General features: G+C 46.8%; 19 protein-coding genes. All 19 read right to left on the bottom strand.

Features of this window, described 5'->3' with window-relative positions:
- Nucleotides 1-69: 69 nt before the first annotated feature.
- Nucleotides 70-837, bottom strand: coding sequence for a 3'(2'),5'-bisphosphate nucleotidase CysQ (gene cysQ / locus EMM73_RS07875; RefSeq protein ID WP_127685900.1), 768 nt, complete (start codon nt 835-837; stop codon nt 70-72).
- Nucleotides 837-1,430, bottom strand: coding sequence for an adenylyl-sulfate kinase (gene cysC / locus EMM73_RS07870; protein WP_127685899.1), 594 nt, complete (start codon nt 1,428-1,430; stop codon nt 837-839). The genes cysQ and cysC overlap by 1 nt, the downstream gene beginning before the upstream one ends.
- 9 nt (nt 1,431-1,439) lie before the next feature.
- The gene (locus tag EMM73_RS07865) at nt 1,440-3,176 is read right to left on the bottom strand and encodes an SLC13 family permease (protein WP_127685898.1); all 1,737 of its coding nucleotides are present in this window, start codon (nt 3,174-3,176) and stop codon (nt 1,440-1,442) included.
- 2 nt (nt 3,177-3,178) lie between these two features.
- Complete coding sequence (gene cysN / locus EMM73_RS07860) at nt 3,179-4,597, bottom strand: sulfate adenylyltransferase subunit CysN (protein WP_127685897.1); 1,419 nt, start codon at nt 4,595-4,597, stop codon at nt 3,179-3,181.
- Nucleotides 4,597-5,511 carry a sulfate adenylyltransferase subunit CysD gene (gene cysD / locus EMM73_RS07855; RefSeq protein WP_127685896.1) on the bottom strand — a complete coding sequence of 305 codons (915 nt, stop codon included), beginning with the start codon at nt 5,509-5,511 and terminating at the stop codon, nt 4,597-4,599. Before cysD ends, cysN begins: the two co-directional genes overlap by 1 nt.
- Before the next feature lie 51 nt (nt 5,512-5,562).
- Nucleotides 5,563-6,981: a siroheme synthase CysG gene (cysG, locus tag EMM73_RS07850; RefSeq protein ID WP_127685895.1), complete on the bottom strand. Its 1,419-nt coding sequence runs from the start codon at nt 6,979-6,981 to the stop codon at nt 5,563-5,565.
- A gap of 253 nt (nt 6,982-7,234) precedes the next feature.
- Nucleotides 7,235-8,449, bottom strand: a complete 1,215-nt coding sequence (gene sstT, locus EMM73_RS07845; protein WP_127685894.1) for a serine/threonine transporter SstT — start codon at nt 8,447-8,449, stop codon at nt 7,235-7,237.
- Between the two features lie 142 nt (nt 8,450-8,591).
- Nucleotides 8,592-9,005, bottom strand: a complete 414-nt coding sequence (locus EMM73_RS07840; protein ID WP_186435160.1) for a DUF4377 domain-containing protein — start codon at nt 9,003-9,005, stop codon at nt 8,592-8,594.
- Nucleotides 9,006-9,113: 108 nt separating this feature from the next.
- Nucleotides 9,114-9,632, bottom strand: a complete 519-nt coding sequence (locus EMM73_RS07835; RefSeq protein WP_127685892.1) for a CC0125/CC1285 family lipoprotein — start codon at nt 9,630-9,632, stop codon at nt 9,114-9,116.
- Nucleotides 9,633-9,714: 82 nt separating this feature from the next.
- Complete coding sequence (locus EMM73_RS07830) at nt 9,715-10,251, bottom strand: hypothetical protein (RefSeq protein ID WP_127685891.1); 537 nt, start codon at nt 10,249-10,251, stop codon at nt 9,715-9,717.
- Nucleotides 10,252-10,392: 141 nt separating this feature from the next.
- Entirely contained in the window at nt 10,393-11,316 is a 924-nt protein-coding gene (locus tag EMM73_RS07825) for a hypothetical protein (protein WP_127685890.1), read from the bottom strand.
- Between the two features lie 128 nt (nt 11,317-11,444).
- Nucleotides 11,445-12,008 (bottom strand): hypothetical protein, encoded by a 564-nt coding sequence (locus tag EMM73_RS07820; RefSeq protein ID WP_127685889.1) that lies wholly within the window; start codon nt 12,006-12,008, stop codon nt 11,445-11,447.
- Nucleotides 12,009-12,042: 34 nt separating this feature from the next.
- The gene (locus tag EMM73_RS07815; protein WP_127685888.1) at nt 12,043-12,978 is read right to left on the bottom strand and encodes a hypothetical protein; all 936 of its coding nucleotides are present in this window, start codon (nt 12,976-12,978) and stop codon (nt 12,043-12,045) included.
- A complete protein-coding gene (locus EMM73_RS07810) occupies nt 12,975-13,574 on the bottom strand; it encodes a hypothetical protein (protein ID WP_127685887.1) in 600 nt (199 codons plus the stop codon). Before EMM73_RS07810 ends, EMM73_RS07815 begins: the two co-directional genes overlap by 4 nt.
- A 25-nt stretch (nt 13,575-13,599) precedes the next feature.
- Nucleotides 13,600-14,532, bottom strand: a complete 933-nt coding sequence (locus EMM73_RS07805) for a hypothetical protein (protein WP_127685886.1) — start codon at nt 14,530-14,532, stop codon at nt 13,600-13,602.
- A gap of 42 nt (nt 14,533-14,574) precedes the next feature.
- Nucleotides 14,575-16,857 carry a GGDEF domain-containing phosphodiesterase gene (locus tag EMM73_RS07800; RefSeq protein WP_127685885.1) on the bottom strand — a complete coding sequence of 761 codons (2,283 nt, stop codon included), beginning with the start codon at nt 16,855-16,857 and terminating at the stop codon, nt 14,575-14,577.
- A gap of 176 nt (nt 16,858-17,033) precedes the next feature.
- Nucleotides 17,034-17,771, bottom strand: coding sequence for a phosphoadenylyl-sulfate reductase (locus tag EMM73_RS07795; protein ID WP_127685884.1), 738 nt, complete (start codon nt 17,769-17,771; stop codon nt 17,034-17,036).
- A 61-nt stretch (nt 17,772-17,832) separates the two neighbouring features.
- Nucleotides 17,833-19,548, bottom strand: a complete 1,716-nt coding sequence (cysI, locus tag EMM73_RS07790) for an assimilatory sulfite reductase (NADPH) hemoprotein subunit (protein ID WP_127685883.1) — start codon at nt 19,546-19,548, stop codon at nt 17,833-17,835.
- Entirely contained in the window at nt 19,548-21,353 is a 1,806-nt protein-coding gene (locus tag EMM73_RS07785) for an assimilatory sulfite reductase (NADPH) flavoprotein subunit (protein ID WP_127685882.1), read from the bottom strand. The genes cysI and EMM73_RS07785 overlap by 1 nt, the downstream gene beginning before the upstream one ends.
- Nucleotides 21,354-21,385: the final 32 nt, after the last annotated feature.

Below are 21,385 nucleotides of genomic sequence, written 5' to 3'. Positions count from 1 at the left end.
TTCAGTAAACACAGCAGCGGCTTTGTATGCCAAGGCCGCTGTCGTTTTTTTAATGGTTCGGCACGCTGTTCAGGTTCCGACTAAAAAATTCGGGTTTTTCAGATTTTCTCTGTGATAAGCCGGATTCGCTATGCCCTGATACTCCACTTGTGCACCTGCTACTTTAGCAATAACATGACCAGCGCCTGTGTCCCACAACATGGTAGGGCCAAACCGAGGGTACAAATGCGCGCTGCCTTCAGCGACTAAACAGAACTTCAGTGAGCTGCCTACTGCTATCAGTTCATGCTGCGGGAAACGGCTTAAATAATCTTCAATATCAGCACTGTAATGACTGCGACTGCCCACTACTTTCACCACTTCACCTGCAGCTGGCGTTAAAGCAACACGAATAGTTTCAGTTAAACCATGCTGTTGACGAGTGGCGCCTAAACCTTCAGCTGCTGCATAGGTTTTATCCAGCACCGGAGCATGAATAACCCCAAGCACAGGCTCGCCTTGTTGGATCAGAGCAATATTGACGGTGAATTCGCCATTGCGTTTAATAAACTCTTTGGTGCCATCTAAGGGATCAACCAGCCAGTATTCAGTCCACTGCTGGCGTTCTGACCAGGGAATATCAGCTGCTTCTTCGGACAACACCGGCACCTGGGGCGTTAACTTAGTCAGTTCGGCCAGAATCAAATGATGGGCAGCCAGATCGGCTTCGGTTAAAGGCGATTCATCGTCTTTTTGCTCAACTACAAAATCACGTTGGTACACAGTTAAAATGGCATCGCCTGCCGCTATGGCAATACGTCGTACTTGATCCAATAAGTCCTGCGTCAGTTGCAACATTAGCTCAATACTCCTTTTTCAGTCAGTAAGGCAATCAGCTGTTCGACACTTTGCTCCAGACTTTGCTGCGCTGTGTCTATGATCAAATCCGCTTGTTCCGGTGCTTCATAAGGATCAGAAATACCAGTGAAGTGACTGATTTCACCACGTCTGGCTTTTTGATACAAACCTTTCACGTCACGCTCTTCACAAACATCTAACGAAGTGGAGATATAAACTTCCAAAAACTTGTCATCCGGCAGACTATTTTTTATCGCCTGACGCTGAGCACGGTAAGGTGAAATAAAAGCGCTCAAAACCACCAGACCAGCGTCTAGCATTAAACCCGCTACTGCGCCAACACGGCGGATATTTTCAGTGCGGTCGGCTTCGCTGAAGCCTAAATCAGCACATAAACCATGGCGCACATTGTCGCCATCCAGCAAATAGCTGTGCACTTTACGTTTTACCAGTTCTTGCTCTAAGGCATTCGCCACTGTAGATTTTCCTGCGCCGCTTAAGCCGGTAAACCACACTACAACGCCTTGATGACCGTTTTGTTGCTCACGATCGGCACGGCTGATTTGATAGTTTTGCCAAACCACCTGACTCATAAAAATTCCTTACAGCGACTGAAATGGGAAAAATAGTGGAATTAACGCCAGCACAGCTATTGAATAGGCTAATGCCATAGGCAAGCCTACTTTAATATACTGACTGAGCTTGTAGTTACCTACAGTAAACACCAGTAAGTTGGTCTGATAACCCCAGGGCGAAATAAAGCTGGCGCTGGCACCAAACAACACCGCCATAATCAGCGGCATAGGGTCTATGCCAAAGGCTTTCGCCAGACTGATAGCCAAAGGGCAGGCCAAAGCAGCAGCGGCATTATTCGACATCAGCTCGGTTAACATTAAAGTGAAAAAATACAAGGCCGCCAGCGCCCAGAATAAGTGATAACCGCTAAACACCTGTAACAAGCCTTGCCCCAGCAGTTCAGACACACCGGTGTTTTCCATCGCTTGCGACAACACCAAAGCGCCACCTACTATCAGTACTATATCCAAAGGAAAACGACGGCGGATTTCCTGCATACTGATAATGCCAGTCGCCATTAAGCCGATCAGAAGCAGCACTAAGCCTTTGAGTAAGGGCAATTCACCTGTCATCGACAGGCCTACTACTGCAACAAAAGCGGATAGCACACCCCAGCTGCGGCGCAAGGATAAACGGGTGGCGGAATCCACGCCGTTCACCAATAAGAATTCTTTACTGAGCTTACTGTTCTGATGAAAGCTTTTGCCCGGCACCAGCAATAAGGTATCGCCGGTCTGCAGCACAATAGAACCTAAACCGCCCTGCAAACGTTCCTGCCCACGCTTGACTGCGACTACCACAGCATCAAACTCTTCGCGGAATTTTGCATCTTTTAGCGATACGCCATTTAAGCTCGACGAGTGGCTGATAATGGCTTCGGCCAACGCCTGACCATTCATGCTGTGATGACCATACAAAGTCAGGCCCTGAATTTCCTGCAATAAAGCCACAGATTCCATATCACCAGCAAACAGCAATACATCACCTTGTTGTAGACGATCGTCTGGACAAACAGGCGCTATGTTGTGTTCACCACGGACTATTTCAGCTAGAAATAACTTGCGTAAATGCCGTAACCCAGCTTCACCTATGGTCTTACCAATCAACACCGAGTCAGCGCTGATGCGAGCTTCAAGAAAATACGGCAGGTCAGCTTCTTCCACTGCCTTTTCCGTCACTGGCAGTTTGTCAGCAATCAGCCACATCATCAGCATACCGGATAGCACCACACCAGCGCCTACAGCAGTGGTGGTAAAAAACTGTAACAACGGTAATTCAGCTTTGTCTAAAAAGCTGTTCACCACCAGGTTGGTAGAGGTTCCTATCAGGGTCAGAGTGCCACCAAAAGTGGCCGCAAAAGCCATAGGCAACATCAGCTTGCTGGGGGCAAACTTCTGACTGCGTTTAATAGCACCAATTAAGCTGGCGACTACGGCAGTATTGGCGGTAAAAGACGACAAAACTGCGGTTGAAATCCACAAACGGCCAAGCACAGTGCGCAAGCCGCCGTTGTTAAGCTGCTGCCCTACCCAACTGATCAGTCGGGTTTTCTCCAGCGCTATAGACACCAGCAATAACAACACTAGTGTTAACAACGAAGAATCGGTAAAGCTGGCAGCAAACTGCTGGACGTTAAGTAAATCCGTCAGATAGGTCAGTACGGCCACTGCACCAAAGACCCAGGCGGCTGACAACCTGGTCAGGGTAAGCAGAGCTATCAGCCCTGCCAAAATAGCGAATACGCCGTACTGCTCCAGACTCATGCTCAGCCTTTGTTCAACTGGCTTAAATCCAGTGCCTGCCAATGTGGGAAATGTTTACGCACTAAGGCATTCAGTTCCAGCTCAAACTCACTGAACTCGGCCTTGCTGCTAACGCTGGCTAAAGCGCTGTCAACCATACCAGCACCAACAGTGATATTGCTGATGCGGTCGATAAAGATAAAGCCGCCTGTATCGCGGTTTTGCGCATAAGGGTCAAACACCACAGCTTCGGTCAGCTCCAGCTCGACCAGCGCTATGCTGTTCAGCTCCAGCTTGTCGGCCTGATGTTCTGCCAGGGTATTGACGTCTATGCTGTGGGCTATGGCTGTCACTTTACCGCTGACCTTTTTCGTCGCCAGTTTGATGTTATAGCTTTTGCCAATCAGCAGTGGCTCTTCATGCATCCAGACCACTTTGGCCAAAATGCGGTTCGATACAGCCGCATGATGCACGGCAGGTACCAGCACATCACCGCGGCTGATATCTATTTCATCATTGATGGTGATAGTAACGGCCTGGCCTGCAACTGCTTCCTGCCATTCGCCATCAAAAGTGACAATAGACTTAATAGTGGAACCTTTGCCTGAAGGTAAAGCCACAATAGCATCACCTACTTTAAAACTACCGCTGGCGATAGTACCGGCAAAACCACGGAAATCCAGATTAGGCCGGCTGACATACTGCACAGGTAAACGGGCTTCAGCTTGCCAGTTAAAACCTGTGACAGGGGCCTTTTCTAATAAGCTCAGTAAAGGACCGTCCTGATACCAAGGCGTTTGGCTGGAACTGTGCACTACGTTGTCGCCATTCAGAGCTGACAGCGGCACAAACCGAATAGAAGGCACGTTTAACTGCGCAGCAAATTGCAGGTAATCCTGTTTAATTTGCTCAAACCGTTGCTGATCAAAACCTAATAAATCCATTTTATTGATGGCAACCACAAACTGTTTGATGCCGAGCAATGAACAGATAAAGCTGTGACGACGGGTCTGGGTTTGTACGCCATAACGGGCGTCCACCAGAATAATAGCCAAGTCACAGTTTGACGCGCCTGTCGCCATATTGCGGGTGTACTGTTCATGGCCTGGCGTGTCGGCGATAATAAACTTACGTTTGTCGGTCGAGAAATAACGGTAAGCCACATCTATGGTGATGCCCTGCTCGCGCTCCGCCTGTAAACCGTCCACCAGCAAAGCTAAATCTATGGTCTCCCCTGTGGTGCCATGGGTTTTGCTGTCTTTATGCAAAGCGGCCAGCTGATCTTCATAAATCTGCTGACTGTCATGCAATAAACGGCCAATCAGCGTACTTTTACCGTCGTCGACTGAACCACAGGTTAAAAATTTCAGCAGCGACTTATGTTGTTGCTGCTCTAAATACTGCTCAATGCCTACTTGGGCTAATTCATTGGCGACTGACATCAGAAATACCCCTCACGTTTTTTCTTTTCCATAGAACCACTGGAATCGTGGTCAATCACCCGGCCTTGTCGCTCACTGGAAGTCGACAACAGCATCTCTTCAATAATACCTGTCAGGCTATCCGCAGATGACTCGATAGCGCCGGTCAGAGGGTAACAACCTAAAGTACGGAAACGCACCAGCTTTTGTTCCGGCACTTCACCCGGATTCAGTGGCATACGTTCGTCGTCCACCATAATCAAAGTACCGTTGCGCTCGACCACAGGACGCACAGCAGCAAAATACAGCGGCACTATGTCTATTTTTTCCTGATAGATGTATTGCCAGATATCCAGCTCAGTCCAGTTCGACAGCGGGAATACGCGGATACTTTCGCCTTTATTCACCTGACCGTTGTAGGTATGCCACAGCTCAGGACGCTGATTTTTCGGGTCCCATCTGTGGTGTTGGTCGCGGAATGAATAAACCCGCTCTTTGGCTCGGGATTTTTCTTCATCACGGCGCGCACCACCAAAAGCTGCGTCAAAGCCGTACTGATCCAGCGCTTGTTTTAAGCCCTGGGTTTTCATCACGTCAGTGTGTTTGGAACTGCCGTAGGTAAAGGGGTTCATATCCATGGCAATGCCTTCCGGATTGATATGCACCAGCAAATCAAAGCCGTATTGTTTTGCCACTTTGTCACGAAATTCGATCATCTCGCGGAATTTCCAGCGAGTATCGATGTGCATCAGTGGAAACGGAATTTTGCCCGGATAAAAAGCTTTGCGCGCTAAATGCAGCAGCACAGAGGAATCTTTACCTATGGAATACAACATCACCGGATTATCAAATTCGGCCGCTACTTCGCGGAAAATCTGGATACTTTCAGCTTCCAGTTGTTGTAAATGTGTCAGAGGTTTGACTGGCTGGCCCATAGGGTCTGCTCCCATTAAGTCTGTAAAAAAGAGTTCTAAAACAAAAAGTTTTTAAATTCTGTTGGTTAAAGGCTGCTGCGCCTGCTGATCCGGCCTGTCGCCAAACCAGTGTAACTTTTGCTGCAAGGCCACAACCTCACCAATAATCAGCAATGCGGGTGACTGCACCTGATGCTGGGCTATTAAAGTGGCCAGTTCGCTCAGCGTGCCGGTAAAAACCCGCTGATCGGTTCTGGTGCCGTTTTCAATCACTGCCACCGGAATATCTGCGCCACGACCAGCGGCCAGTAATTGCTGCTGAATATGTTCTACTTTCATCAGGCCCATATAAATCACCAGCGTCTGGTTCGGCCTGCTTAAACTTTGCCAGTCCGGCTCCACGCCATCTTTACGGCAATGACCCGTAACAAACTGCACTGTCTGAGCATAATCCCTGTGGGTTAAAGCTATACCGGCATAAGCGGCGCACCCTGCGGCTGCGGTAATACCTGGCACCACCTGAAATGGAATATTGTGGGGTAACAAGACTTCAATTTCTTCAGCACCACGGCCAAAAATAAAAGGGTCACCGCCTTTAAGCCTGCATACTTTTTTACCTGATAAAGCTAAAGAAACCAACAAGTTATTAGTTTCTTCCTGCGCCACAGAATGCGCACCAGCTTTTTTACCTACACAAACTAATTCAGCATCACGGCGCACCAGCTGCATAATAGGCTCTGAGACTAAATAGTCGTACACCACCACATCAGCTTGCTGCATCAGTTGCAGTGCTTTTAAGGTCAGAAGTTCCGGATCGCCTGGGCCAGAGCCGACTAAATAGACTTCGCCCTGAGCCGGGATTTCCCGCTCTAATAAATCTTCTAATTGCTGCTGTGCAACATCCAGCCGGTTGGCCTGCACTTCACGCACTATGGAGGAGTCAAATACCCGCTCCCAAAACTGACGACGACCGGCAAAACCTGAAATCTTTTGTTTTACTTTGTCACGAAAAGCTCCGACTAACTGCGCCAGCGGGCCTAAATGCGCAGGTAAAATAGCTTCAAGTTTTTCGCGCAAACGCCTTGCCAGTACAGGTGCAGTACCAGCACTGGAAATGGCGATCAGAATAGGGCTACGGTCGATAATGGCAGGGAAAATAAAACTGCAGTTCGGCTGATCATCCACAGTATTGACCAGAATATTGCGCGCATCGGCAGCTTCAAACACCGACTGATTCACTGCATCATCATCTGTGGCGGCTATGACTAAGACATGACCAGCTATATGTTCAGGTGAAAAACGGCTTTCAATTAAAGTGGCTTTGCCTTGTTGCTGCCACTCTTTGAATTCATCAGCAAAGTAAGTGGCCACTACTGTTAAACGGGCTCCTGCTTTGAGTAAAGTACCGGCCTTGCGTAATGCCACATGACCAGCACCCACCAGTAAAACGGGGCGGTTTTTCAATTGGGCAAAAATAGGCAAATACTGCACTTGAGGCTCCTGCTGCACTGGCAGCACTTTGATATAAACAGCACTTTGATTTGGTTAGAGTGGATACCTCAATCAAAGCTTTTTCATCTGAGCATGCATATTAGACGTCTAAACGTCTTTTTTAAAAGAATGGATATCGATCTCTTATAACCAAATGGAATAGAGAAATAAAAAGGGTCAGGCCTTGAATATTGAATCTAGATTCAATATTCAAGGCCTGACCCTCAGAGATCCTTATGACCCTCAGAGATCCTTAAACTTTCTGGCTTTGGCAGACTGCTGCAGTAAAGACCACATCAGTAGAACTATTCAGGGCAGTTTCGGCGCTGTCCTGAATCACACCAATAATAAAACCTGTAGCCACAACCTGCATTGCGACTTCATTAGGAATGCCAAATAAGCTACATGCCAGCGGAATCAGCAACAAAGACCCCCCTGCCACACCAGAAGCACCACAAGCAGAAACCGCAGCCAGCACACTTAATAAAATGGCGCTGGCAAAATCCACTTCTATTCCCAGGGTATGCACTGTAGCCAGCGTCAGTACCGTGATGGTAATAGCGGCACCGGCCATATTAATAGTGGCGCCCAACGGAATAGACACCCCATAGATCTCTTCGTTGAGTTTCAGCTTTTCACACAACTGTAAATTTACCGGAATATTAGCGGCCGAACTGCGGGTGAAAAAGGCTGTGACACCACTTTCGCGTAAACAGGTAAATACCAGCGGATAAGGGTTAGAGCCAGTTTTGGCAAACACCAGCAAGGGATTAACCACAAAAGCAATGATAGCCATGGCCCCTAACAGCACAGCTATTAACTGACCATAGCTGGCTAAAGCCGCAAAACCCGTGGTGGCTATGGTATCTGCCACTAAACCTAAAATACCAAAAGGTGCCAGACGGATAATAAAACGAACTAAAGACGACACGCCATGCGATAAATCAGAAAACACCAGCTTGGTACTTTTGCTGGCATGCTGCAAAGCTAAACCTAAACCCACAGCCCAAGCTAAAACGCCTATATAGTTGCCACCTATTAGAGCATTAATAGGGTTATCTACTACTTTCAGCAGCAAAGCCTTTAATACTTCGCTGATGCCTTCAGGCACTGCAATGACTTCCGGCACTGCGGTCAGCACCAGGGTGGTTGGGAAGATAAAACTCAGTAATACGGCAACCACAGCCGCTAAAAAAGTACCAAACAAGTACAACACCAACACAGGCTTAATACTGCCGCTTTCAGAGGCTTGTTTATTGGCGATAGCGGAAGCCACCAACACAAAGACTAATAAAGGCGCTATGGCTTTTAAAGCGTTAACAAATAAAGTGCCTAACAAAGACAGATTTTTTGCCAGCTCTGGCGACACGACTGCCACCAGCACGCCTAATAAAATACCAATAATAATTTGTGGCACTAAACCCAGTTGCAAAAGTTTTTGCCATGGACGGGAAGCTTCGGATGTCATAAGAGTTCTCTGTTGCTGCTGTGGTGCGCGCCACAGTTATAAGAATAAGTGCCAGATTCTGCCCTGAATCCGCTTTCGGGGCAAGTCGGAGCTGTCACAGCTATTCTCAGCGCAACTTTCATTGAAAAAGGGACGAGCAGCTTTACTCAGCATGACTGCTGATAATCTGCCGCAACACCCATTGTCTGTCTGGTGCATCGGCTGGAGGTTCAGGGATACTGATTTCGCTGACTTCTATCTGATAAACCTGCCCTGGCTGGTAGTCGAAGCCAAGAATATCGCCATACAGCAGTTGCCAGTCTTCGTTGGGGTTGTGACGAATTTGCAGACATTCAGTAGGCCCTACCGCCATGCACTGACGTTTTTCTGCAGCCACCCATAAGATCAGCCTGACTTCAGTGTTTTCAGCCAAAACCGGAGGATAAAGGCCAGATCCATCGGGTTGTTTTGCGACAACAACAGATCCTGTGGATGTTGGAGCTTCAGCAGGTGTTGAGGATTCAGAGCAGCCCACTAAAGTAAAAAACATCAGCATAAACAGCACCAGGTTTAACATAACCATTGTCCCTAATTTATTGTTCACTTTAGTGTATGCAACAAAAATAGACAGACACTGAACAGCATACCCTTATGGCTGGCTTGTTCAGTTCTTGTTGTGATTGGCTTATCCGGCAGTGGCGGCCAGTTGTTGATCCGTCAGCTGATATTTTTTCTGCAGTCTTTGAATACAGGCCTGAGTATTGAGCTGAAATACCTTATCAGTACCATAAGTATAAGGAGCTAATGTCGCCTCCATCGGAATAACACAGCCTGTGGCCATAAAATCTGTTAAAGCTGCAGGTAAAAACCGGATCTTCAAGCCCAGTTCCGGCCTTTCGGCATAAACACCTGGTGTACCTAAATCCAGCTTTTTAATGTTGGCCCAACTTACCTGGGCAGCAAAAGCCTCGGCCTGATGCTCACGGGCAATCACAGCACTGCGTAGCACCACATAATCCAGCGCTGTTAAATATTTAATACTGACATTGCCACTAAACCTGACAGAAAAAGACCCGTCAGCATATTGTTTTTCGCTGTAGCCACCATAAAGACCATAAGGTTCATAGGGTGTAGGAGTTGATTTGCAGCCACCTAACAATAAGCAAATCAAACCAGCAGATAAAAATTGATTCAGGGGGGACATGAAAACACCATTTTGTATCTTTATAGAGTCAGAACCAAAAGGTGGCAGCAAGCTGTGCTGCAGCCACCAGAGCATCGGGTTGTTATTTTTTAATCCGTCGGATCCAGTCGTATTTCCCGCTATTGGGTTCTGCGAGCAGCCGGTCAAAATGAGGTAAATAACCAAAAGCCGGAGGTTGATAACCCGGAAGAGTTTCCTCTGGAAACAAGGGCAGCCAGATATATTTGTAAATCAGAAGCTTCTGCATTTCTGGATGATATTCATCTGGGTCTATCCATACCGATACTTCCTCAGTGCAATACTGCTCTTGCCAGACAAAGATAGCAGCGGCCTGATTGCCAAATTCAAAATCATCTTGATCTGTTTCGGATAATCCAGTTATTTCCCACCAGAACTGTTCATCTTGCTGATAGGAATAACGAATTTCTTCGTTCAGTTTCCGCATATCGTAATCACCATCACGAAAATAGTGAAACATGCTGAGCACTGAATCAGTAAGCACGCCATAATAAGGTCCTTTTACCCGCTCCGGCGATGTCACGTTAATATCATCAGCCCCAAAGCAAAAGGTAAGTATTCTCATCAAAATGGGGGCGTGCGTGTTGGTTGCAAACTCCATATAATTATCCCTTACTTGGATACATTGTATTGATATACCAGGCTTTAGTTGCAGGGGCCAGGTTGTAAGACTCTGTGACATGATTTAAGCCGGTTACCTTATTTCAGATCAGGTCTAAGTGATGACACAGTGCGTTATGACTTAACGGGTCAATGCATAACTGGCATCGATATCAAAGCCTTGTTGTTGCATTTGCTTAAGCACTGATAGCAATAGCTCGTCATATTCAAGCGTCAGAGGGCGTGGCGCTAACATGCTATTGAGCACACCAAAGGCCGGGTGCGTAAGCTCTGGATTGGCTAAACCACGGTTTTGCCGCAGCTTTAAGATAAAAAGCGCAGTCAAAGGCCAGTAACAATATTCTACATTGCTAAATTCACAAAAAAACTTGCTCGGCGGCGCTAAGGTTTGCCGTACTTGTTCATCACAAATAAACAGCAGCAGCTCGCTTATTTTCGCCAGGTCTGGACTATCCCAATACGTGAGCACATCGGAATACGCAAAGTTATCTACTTGTGGTGCGAGTTCCACTCCCAGATAGCGGGCATAAATCAGCAGTAATAAATCACCGATATGACTTTTGGAACGAATAATAGATTGGCGCTGATAAGCACTGGCAAAAGCATGAAACAATTGCCGGCTTTCTTTCTCAAGGCTGGCAAGCTCGGCCACGCATAAACGAAACAGATCCGATGCACCTAAACCACCACGACGCTCACGGCCAAAACGGGCTAAAAAATGGTGCATGCCATAATGCGCCCGCGCAGTTTCAATATAACCATAACTTAACGCGCGCAATAAATGGGGGTAATCCAGTTCAGCACGCAGCGCCAGGCTGGTTTGCGCAGTTCTGAGCCAGTAAAGCTCCGGAATGGAGAGATAAACAAACTCCCACTCTGCTAATTCAGTAGGTTCTGGATCTATTCTTCTTAACAATTTGCCGTGCGCTGCGAAGTGCGTCAAATCAGGCAATTCGCTGTCATAAATGTCTTGATAGCTAGCCTGCGCCTTGCGGGCAATTTTCACCCGGCGAAAAAATTTACTCAGTTGAGTTTCATCAAGCATACCAACCTCTTCTCAATTATTGCCAGGGGGTAATAGTGCTGCAGCCATAACCTAAACAATGCCTCAGGGTCTAAGTGACGACCCCGGCACTATTTGTGATTGAACTGAACGACCAGCGCACTAAGTTGTTATTTTTTAATTCGCCGGATCCAGTCGTGTTTCCCGCTGTTGGATTCTGCAAGCAGCCGATCAAAATGAGGCAAATAACCACTGGCAGGGGGCTGATAACCCGGAAGAGTTTCCTCCGGAAACAAGGGCAGCCAGATATATTTGTAAATCAGAAGCTTCTGCATTTCTGGATGATATTCTTCTGGTTCAAGGTCCATAGACAATGCCCCAGAGCAATACTGTTCTTGCCAGACAATTATGGCAGCTGCCTGATTACCAAATTCAAAATCCTCTTGATCTGCTTCGGATAATCCCGTCATTTCCCACCAGAACTGCTCATCTTGCTGATAAGCATAACGAATTTCTTCTTTTAAATGGTTAGGGTCAAAACGAAAAGTATTGTAGTTTCTATCAAAAATCCTCATCACTGAATCTGTAAGCACACCATAATAAGGTCCTTCTACCTGTTCTGATGAAATCAGGTGAATATCGTCAGCACCAAAGCAATAACCAAGAATCTTCATTAAGTTAGGGACAGGGGTAGTAGTTTCGAATTCCATCGTCAGGTGGGTGTCCAGATCCACTCTCTTCCTTTACCTTTTGATACTGCGGATGATGTTATTCGCCTAAGCTTCCTGCCGCAAAAATGGCATCATCATCAAAGCCCTGCTGGCGGGCGCGGTCAAGCACGGCAGCCAGTGTATCGTCTATCACTAAAGGCACAGCAGTACTGATTAATAACGGGTTTAAAGCGCCAAAGCCAGGGTGTTCAAATTGCGGATTGGTTAAACCCCGGTTTTGCCGTAATTTCATCAGCAGCAATGCAGGGTAAGGAATAAACTGCCAGTTCATATTGCCTAGTTCGATAAAAAACTTACTGGGTGGCGCCACAACCTGAAGCATTTGATCATCACAAAGTTGCTGTAGCAGGCTGCTAACTTTCTGCAAGTCGGTTGTATCCCAATCTGCTATCAGCTCTTTATAAGCAAACTGCGCTACACCAGGTTCCATAGGCTGCCCCTGATAAGCTGCATATAACAAAATAATAGCGTCGCTTAGATGGCTGTTAGAGCGGTTAAACCAATTACGTAGATAACCCTGCTGATAAAAACTAAATAAACGTTGGCTGTAAAGAGATACACCCGCCAGTTCAGCTAAACAAAGGTTAAATATTGTATCTGGAGAGACTCCCCCCTTATATTCACGACCAAAACGACCAGGGTAAAGCAACTGGCCATGAAAACGTATAGTATTGTAGATATAACCATACCCCAATGCTTTCATTAAATATGAATAGTTAATTTGCTTAGTAACAACAAACTCTGCTTCTGCGAACAATTCATAGTAATAGCAGTTAATACATAACTCGCTCCCCAACCATTCCCAAGAAGCCATATTTAATTCCGGATTTGGTAATAGGCTACCTTCAAGCATACCTTTTTTAATGTAATGATCTAAACGAGGTTGGTTTCTTTCAAACGCCTCTTGATACTTGGCCGGATAGTTTTTAGCTTGTTTACGTTTACGTAAAAACTTGTCGAGTACCTGAGTCATAGTGGTTTATCTGTGGTCTGAAGTGCTGTTTTATGGATACGCCTTATCCAGTCATGTTTCCTGCTATTGGGTTCTGCAAGCAACCGGTCAAAATGAGGTAAATAACCACAAGCCGGAGGTTGATAGCCCGGAAGAGTTTCCTCTGGAAACAAGGGCAGCCAGATATATTTGTAAATCAGAAGCTTCTGCATTTCTGGATGATATTCATCTGGGTCTATCCATACCGATACTTCCTCAGTGCAATACTGCTCTTGCCAGACAAAGATAGCAGCGGCCTGATTACCAAATTCAAAATCCTCTTGATCTGCTTCGGATAATCCAGTTATTTCCCACCAGAACTGTTCATCTTGCTGATAGGAATAACGAATTTCTTCGTTCAGTTTCCGCATATCGTAATCACCATCACGAAAATAGTGAAACATGCTGAGCACTGAATCGGTAAGCACGCCATAATAAGGTCCTTTTACCCGCTCCGGCGATGTCACGTTAATATCATCAGCCCCAAAACAAAAACCAAGTATTCTCATCAAAATGGGGGCATGCATGTTGGTTGCAAATTCCATTGTCAGGTGGGTGTCCAGATCCATTTTCTTCATTTACCTTTTGATACTGCGGATGATGTTATCCGCCTAAGCTTCCAGCAGCAAAAATGGCGTCGTCATCAAAGCCCTGTTGACGGGCGCGATCAAGCACGGCGGCTAGTGTATCGTCTATCACTAAAGGCACAGCAGTGCTGATTAATAACGGGTTTAAAGCTCCAAAGCCAAGGTGTTCAAACTGTGGATTGGCCAGGCCCTGGTTTTGCCGTAATTTCATCAGCAGCAATGCAGGGTAAGGTATAAACTGCCAGTTTATATTGCCCAGTTCGATAAAAAACTTACTGGGTGGCGCTGCGACCTGAAGCATTTGATCATCACAAAGTTGTTGTAGCAGGCTGCTAACTTTCTGCAAATCCGTTGTATCCCAATTTGCTATCAGCTCTTTATAAGCAAACTGCGCTACTGTTGGCTCCATAGGCTGCCCCTGATAAGCCGCATATAACAAAATAATAGCGTCGCTTAAATGGCTGTTAGAGCGGTTAAACCAGTTGCGTATATAACCCTGTTTAAAAAAGCTAAATAAACGTTGGCTATAAAGAGATATACCCGCAAGTTCAGCTAAACAAAGGTTAAGTACAATATCTGGTGACATACCAGCGTCATAGTCCCGGCCAAAACGGCTTTGGAAACGCTGCAGGTTATAAAAACGCATAGCACTGTAGAAATAACTGTAACTCATAGCCTGCACTAAATACGGATAGTTGATCCTGCCTTCAGTGACAAACTCAGCCTCAGCAAGCATTTCGTAGTAACTAGTATTGATCATCAACTCACTAAAAGTTTCCCATGGAGCAATCTGCAGCTCTGGCTCAGCCAAATAGGCATTGGCTCTCACACCATCTTTAATATAGCAATCTAACCGCAGCTGATTTCGGTCAAATGCTTCCTGATACTTGGCAGGGTAGTTTTTAGCTTGTCTACGTTTACGTAAAAACTTTTCGAATATCTGAGTCATAGTCACTTATCCCAGCTCTGAAGCGCGCTGAAAATTGCTCTGTCAGCTTTGATGTTGCAAAGCGGGAATAGTGACGGAATTTAATCTGGGCAACAACAAATTTTCCCAATACAAAGCAGGGGCCGGGCGGCCAAACAAGTAACCCTGCATCAGCTGACAGCCCAGGCTTTGCAGGAAACGGCGCTGTATATCGTTTTCTACCCCTTCGGCCACTATATTCAGATTTAAGGCTTTGGCCAGCTGAATAGTAGTATGCAAAATACGCACAGTGCGGCTGTCTTGTGGGATACAGCTGACAAAACGTCGATCTATTTTGATGGTATCGGCCGGGCAATCCACCAACTGGCTTAACGACGAATGGCCTGTACCAAAATCATCGATGGAAATACTAAAACCATACTGATGCAGCGCTTTTAAACGTTTATGTAATAAAGGTTGTTGCACCGCTATATTGGTTTCGGTGATCTCTAACTGCAGGTAGCGGGTTAACCAGGGATGATCGGCACTGTGGCTCATTAGCTCAGCAAAAAAGCTGTCGTCCAAAAGCTCAGGCCCGCCCAGGTTTATAGCAATAGGGTATAACAAGCCCTGTTGCTGCCAGCTTTGCAAAATACTAACACTTTGTTGCAAGACTAAACGTGAAAACAGGGTCATCAGGCCATGGCGTTCTGCCATCAACACAAAACAATCAGGCGCTATGGCCTGTCCATCAACAAACCAGCGGCTTAAAGCTTCAAAACTCTGGATCTTTCCTTGTGGGTCAACCTTGGGTTGTAACCAAAGCTCCAGCTGTTTTTGCCGCAGCGCATCACGAAAGGCATTCAGTAATTGATAATCCTGCTCCATTTGTCTGGCTTGTTGCTGATCATAAAAACTGACGTTCTGGCCAGGGCTAGATAACTCTAACGCCAGCTCGCATTGTTCAATAAGAAGCTGTGCATCCTGATAGTCCGACCCTTTAGTAAAACTGACGCCAAACTGATAATTCATTCGAGCTGTGTAAGGACCCACTGTCAGCTCAACAGGCAATTGACTGGCAATAGCCTCGGCCAGTTGCCTTGGATCCAGCACATTCAAATCGCCTTTTAACCAGAGTGCGAACTTTACCCCCCTCACTCTGGCTAACACTGCATCTGAAGGTAAAGCGGCTTTCGCGACTTTTGAGAAATGCTGCAATAACTGGCTGCCAAATTCATAGCCATATTGCTGATTCAGGGTTTTGACATGACGCAGCCGGATAATAGCCATCAAGCCAAATTCATGCGGCACTGTCTGTTCCTGCTTGTAATTCACCAATTCCGTAAAACCAGCCGCATTAGGTAAACAAGTCAGTGCATCGTAGTGCAGCCAACTGTCCTGCAGTTTCTGACTTTGCTTTAACTGCTGCTGTAACTGCCGTAAAGCGCTGATTTCCTGCAAACTCACTACATGATAACCTGAGCGGGTCAGCATCACATGCTTTAAGACCAGAGCGGATCCGGATCGACTTTTTAAACTACATTCCACTTTCCCTTTCAGCCAATGGCCCTGCAGCTCGCCATCCTGAACAAAACTGAGCAGAGACAATAAATTAACTTGCTGCTCTGGCTTCAGGCCAAGCAGCTCCGCAGCCAGACTGTTGCATTTAATAACATCGCCCGTTGCGGTGACTAACACAGTGGCTGAGCCATTGTGCTCAAACAACTCTTCATAATAATTATGACTTTGCACTAAATGTTGGTTCAGATCGGTTAGCTGCACCGCGCTGCGTTTTAAGGTGCTGAAAATACGCGCCGCGGCCAGAGGCAAACACAAATTAAAAAACAAAAATAGCAGGCCATGCAAATAGCTGTGCGTCGCGGGCAAGGTAATAGATAAACCGAACAGATTGCCTGGCGCTTCATTGCGCAACAAATAAAAAAAAGGTATGAAATTCAGAACCATAAAAACCAATGCTGTTCTGAAACCAAAAAACATCAAACTGATCATGGGCAAGGTGTAGATAAAGACTATGCCAAGCTTGCCCATTTCAAAATCATCATTAAATAGCAAAATACAAGCGCCCGCTGCGATGACAACGGCCAACAGCATAACAGCACTTTTTTTGGTGTGATTTTTGGAAAGTAGTAAAGCCGCTACTAATGCAGTATAAAACAGAGAGGTGATGGCAATAACCTGATAAGCCCCGATTTTCCAGGCTTGCCAAGAGCTGTGGATCACTATGACAGACACCAGACATAACCCAGATAACATCATGATGCGCAGCACACTTTGTTGCCACGACGCACTATCAGCTTTCTCTAAATCCTGCGCTGTCAGTCGCAAAAAACGACTTAACCATCCCACATCCGGATCCTCATTCCATATCTCAGACCTCACAGCTGGCCTGATAAGGCTGCCACTCTGAGATATGCAACCCGATCTGACCAACTTTAATGATAAACACCGTTAGCGACAAGTTATTTTTAGTCAGTCTGGGGACAAATACGATGATTAGTGCACTTTCATCGTTCAACAGAGGATCAGATACCGTCACCATCCAAATGAATACCACATTCCCGGCCAAAGCCGTTAAAACGGGTCTCTTCTTCAGTCATGCCCAGTTCCAGTTTGCGGGTCGAATGCACGTCCCCGACTGAAACATAGCCTTGCTCCCATAACGGATGGTAAGGCAAGCCGTGTTGCTGCAGATAATAAAACACGTCTTTATTCGACCACTCGATAATAGGTTGCACTTTCACTGTGCCACGGCTGATTTCAATAACGTCTTTATCAGCGCGGGTACTGGATTGACTACGGCGTAAACCGCTGAACCAGGTGCCTACATTCAGCTCTTTTAAAGCACGTTGTAAAGGCTCCACTTTATTCATATGGTTGTATTGTTTGATACCGGCTTCAGTTTCCCACAACTTACCAAAACGGGCTTCCTGCCAGGCTGGGCTTAAGTGCGCACGATACACCTTCAGATTCAGCCGCAAGCGCTCTTTTAGCTCATCAATAAACTGATAAGTTTCGGGGAATAAATAACCAGTGTCGGTCAGTAACACCGGAATATCCGGCCGCTCAGTCGTGACCAGATGCAACATCACAGCAGACTGAATACCAAAACTGGAACTTAAAATCTGCTGATCAGGTAAGTGTTCAAGTGCCCACCGCACCCGCTCTGCCGGAGTTAATGGCAGCAGCAACTGGTTGGCTTCTGCCAGCAAATGTTGCTGCTGCTCTGTATCAAGCTGCAGCAACTGTTTATATTGACTCATGGTCCGTTTCTCCTGCCCTGATGGCCTTCAGGCTGTGATCAGGGCATGCTTGTTACTGAATTCAGGCGTGAAAGTCGGTTTTCGACACTTTCACTTCGGCCACAACGCCAACACGAACCACGAAATCACCAAAGCATTCACCGCTTTGACGCTCAGCCACCCAACGACCAATCAGGCCATCCAGCGCTTGCAGAATTTCAGCTTCGGCGACGTTATCCAGATAGAGTTTCGGAATACGGGTGCCCTGGGTATTGCCACCTAAATACAAATTGTATTTACCAGGACCACGACCTACTAAACCAGCTTCGGCCAGCATGGCGCGGCCACAACCGTTAGGGCAGCCCACCACACGTAAAATAATATGCTCGTCAGGTACAGCATGTTTGCTCAGCAGCTGTTCCACATGAGTTACTAAAGTGGGTAAATAACGCTCTGCTTCAGCCATCGCCAGTGGGCAAGTAGGCAAGGACACACAAGCCATAGAGTTTTTGCGCTGTTCTGTCACGCTGTCGTTAATCAAGCCATGCTGACGTGCTAAAGCTTCTATCTGCGCCTTATCTTCTGCGGCTACACCAGCAATAATCAGGTTCTGATTCGCTGTCATACGGAAGTCGCCTTTGTGAATTCGGGCAATTTCAGCGACACCGGTTTTTAAGGTTTTGCCCGGATAATCCAAAATACGGCCGTTTTCGATAAAGACTGTGAGGTGATGTTTGCCGTCTATGCCTTCAACCCAACCAAAACGGTCACCACGGCCGGTGAATTCATAAGCACGGCTTGGCTGGAACTTCATGCCAACCCGTTTTTCCACTTCAGCTTTAAAGGTCTCAACGCCGATGCGATCTATGGTGTATTTAGTTTTGGCGTTTTTACGATTGACCCTGTCACCGTAATCGCGCTGCACTGTCACCACATGCTCTGCCACAGCCAACACATGCTCCAGACCAATAAAACCAAAGTCTTCGGCTTTACGTGGGTAAGTACCTTTATCACCATGCGTCATGGCCAGGCCACCACCCACTAAGACGTTAAAGCCAACCAACTGGCCATTTTCAGCAATAGCAACAAAGTTCAAATCGTTGGCATGCACATCGACGTCGTTTTGCGGTGGGATCACCACTGTAGTTTTAAACTTACGCGGCAGATAGGCTTCGCCCAAAATAGGCTCCACTTCTGTGGTCTCGACTTTTTCTTCATCCAGCCAGATTTCGGCGTAAGCTTTGGTTTTTGGCAATAAATGCTCAGAAATTTTCGCCGCCCATTCATAAGCTTGTTGATGCAACACAGACTCGACCGGGTTAGAGGTACACAATACGTTGCGGTTCACATCACCAGCAGTAGCGATAGAGTCGATGCCTATGCTGTTCAGCATCTGGTGCATGCCTTTGATCTTTGGCTTTAACACGCCGTGGAACTGAAAGGTCTGACGGGTAGTTAACCTAATGCTGCCATACATAGTGTTATCTGCCGCAAACTCATCAATGGCCAGCCATTGTTCTGGTTTGATAATACCGCCCGGCATACGGGCACGTAACATAACGTTATGCAGAGGTTCCAGTTTTTGTTCAGCGCGCTCAGGTCGAATATCGCGGTCGTCTTGTTGATACATACCGTGGAAACGGATCAACATAAAGTTGTCGCCGTTAAAGCCACCTGTGATCTCGTCTTTTAAATCTTTGGTGATAGTGCCACGTAATAAATGACTGTCTTTTTTCAGTCGCTCGTTATCAGACAGCTGACCTTGCACCTGTAAATCCGGATTAATTGGCTGAGTCATTAATAAACATCCTTCTGATAACGTTTGGCTTGACGTAAATCGTCAAAATACTGTTCTGCTTGTTCTGCACTGAAGCCGCCTTGTTGCTGGGCTATATCGAGCAATGCCTGGTGCACATCTTTGGCCATTTTATTGCCATCACCACAGATATACAGATAAGCACCTTGCTGCAACCAGGTCCAGAGTTCTTCGGCTTTTAACCGCAGTTTGTCCTGCACATAGATTTTCTGCGCCTGATCGCGGCTAAAAGCCACATCCAGTTTGCTCAGCACCCCACGTTTTAAATAATCCTGCAGTTCCACCTGATACAGGAAGTCCTGAGTGAAATGCGGGTTACCAAAAAACAGCCAGTTCTGACCTGTGGCTCCAGCCTGATCCCGCTCTTGCAGGAAAGCACGGAACGGCGCTATGCCTGTGCCAGGACCTATCATAATGACAGGAGTTTCATGGTCCGGCAGACGGAAGTTATCGTTGTGCTCAACAAATACCTTGACCACAGCCCCTTCTTCCAGCCGCTCAGCTAAAAAGCCTGAAGCACCGCCTAAATGCGTTGCACCGAAGGCGTCGTAACGCACCACGCCTACTGTTAAATGCACTTCATCACCGACTTCAGCCTGAGAAGAGGCAATGGAGTACAAGCGGGGTTGCTGTTTACGTAAGGCATCCACCAGTTGCTGGGCCGTTAAAGGCGCTGGGTTTTGTAAAATCACATCAAGCGTCTGGCGGTTCTCCAGATACTGGCGCAAAGCCACTTTATCTTTCACCAGCTCCAGTAATTCGCTATTGGCTGTGGCTTGTGCGTACTTTTCAACAAAACTTGGATAGGATTGGGTCAACTCTAACTGCTCAGTTAAGGCCGTCTTCAGAGCCAGTGTTTGGCCGGCAAGCTGTACTTCAGTCGAGCCATCCAAACCCGTTGCAGTCAAAATTGCTTCAACTGCTTTGTCGTCATTAAGGAAATACACTCCCAACGCATCACCGGGCTGATAGGTAATACCCGAATCTGCCAGAGAAATTTCAATATGGCGCACGTCCTTGGTGGAATCACGACCAGTGATTTTCTGATTCACTGACAACTCAGCCGCAAAAGGAGTGTCTTTATGATAGGCGCTATCGTGCCCAGCAGTGGCTGTAGCACCAGGCCAGGCAATAACCTGGGCAGAACCGCTAGCCTGCTTTAACTCTGGCGCAAAAGCTAAGACTGCAGTTTCAGCCCAGCTGGCCGCTTGCGCTGCATAATCCACGTCCAGATCAGCACGGGCATGCAAACGCTTAGCGCCTAAAGCGGCCAGTTGCTCATCAAAGTCGATGGCGGTTTTACAAAAGAATTCATAACTGGTATCGCCCAAACCTAATATGGCGTATTTCAGGCCATCCAGTTTTGGTGCTTTTTTGCTGAATAAAAACTTATGGAAAGCCACAGCACTTTCTGGTGGCTCACCTTCACCATAAGTAGAGGTGACAATCAGTAAGTACTTTTCTTTTGCCAGTGCCGTGGTTTTGTAGCTGCCAATATCAGCAAGCTTAACCGCTATACCTTGCTGCTCAGCCGCTACTTTGATTTTATTAGCCACTGCTTTGGCATTGCCGGTTTGAGAGCCATACAGAATAGTCAGCACTGCGCTTTCGTTGCTCTGCTGTACTGCAGCAGGCAACTGAGTACCTGCCAGTTGAGCAGCCGCCGCCAGATAACCACTAACCCAGGCTTGCTGGATAGGATTTAGCTGGCTGACCAGCGATTGTAAATCTTTGATTTGTTGCGCGGACAAAGGACTGGCCTGAGCTGTTAAAGACGCAAATAGCATAAAAACACCACACATAAGCTAAGTTGAAGCCA

This window comes from Rheinheimera sediminis (genome assembly GCF_004005375.1).
GTDB lineage: Bacteria > Pseudomonadota > Gammaproteobacteria > Enterobacterales > Alteromonadaceae > Pararheinheimera.
Note: the sequence above shows the minus strand (reverse complement) of the source record. Positions and strands in the feature narration are given on the sequence as shown.

Coding starts and splice junctions, on each gene's coding strand:
- cysQ (WP_127685900.1), bottom strand. CDS start 837: ATGTTGCAACTGACGCAGGACTTATTGGATCAAGTACGACGTATTGCC.
- cysC (WP_127685899.1), bottom strand. CDS start 1,430: ATGAGTCAGGTGGTTTGGCAAAACTATCAAATCAGCCGTGCCGATCGT.
- EMM73_RS07865 (WP_127685898.1), bottom strand. CDS start 3,176: ATGAGTCTGGAGCAGTACGGCGTATTCGCTATTTTGGCAGGGCTGATA.
- cysN (WP_127685897.1), bottom strand. CDS start 4,597: ATGTCAGTCGCCAATGAATTAGCCCAAGTAGGCATTGAGCAGTATTTA.
- cysD (WP_127685896.1), bottom strand. CDS start 5,511: ATGGGCCAGCCAGTCAAACCTCTGACACATTTACAACAACTGGAAGCT.
- sstT (WP_127685894.1), bottom strand. CDS start 8,449: ATGACATCCGAAGCTTCCCGTCCATGGCAAAAACTTTTGCAACTGGGT.
- EMM73_RS07840 (WP_186435160.1), bottom strand. CDS start 9,005: ATGTTAAACCTGGTGCTGTTTATGCTGATGTTTTTTACTTTAGTGGGC.
- EMM73_RS07835 (WP_127685892.1), bottom strand. CDS start 9,632: ATGTCCCCCCTGAATCAATTTTTATCTGCTGGTTTGATTTGCTTATTG.
- EMM73_RS07830 (WP_127685891.1), bottom strand. CDS start 10,251: ATGGAGTTTGCAACCAACACGCACGCCCCCATTTTGATGAGAATACTT.
- EMM73_RS07825 (WP_127685890.1), bottom strand. CDS start 11,316: ATGCTTGATGAAACTCAACTGAGTAAATTTTTTCGCCGGGTGAAAATT.
- EMM73_RS07815 (WP_127685888.1), bottom strand. CDS start 12,978: ATGACTCAGGTACTCGACAAGTTTTTACGTAAACGTAAACAAGCTAAA.
- EMM73_RS07810 (WP_127685887.1), bottom strand. CDS start 13,574: ATGAAGAAAATGGATCTGGACACCCACCTGACAATGGAATTTGCAACC.
- EMM73_RS07805 (WP_127685886.1), bottom strand. CDS start 14,532: ATGACTCAGATATTCGAAAAGTTTTTACGTAAACGTAGACAAGCTAAA.
- EMM73_RS07795 (WP_127685884.1), bottom strand. CDS start 17,771: ATGAGTCAATATAAACAGTTGCTGCAGCTTGATACAGAGCAGCAGCAA.
- cysI (WP_127685883.1), bottom strand. CDS start 19,548: ATGACTCAGCCAATTAATCCGGATTTACAGGTGCAAGGTCAGCTGTCT.
- EMM73_RS07785 (WP_127685882.1), bottom strand. CDS start 21,353: ATGCTATTTGCGTCTTTAACAGCTCAGGCCAGTCCTTTGTCCGCGCAA.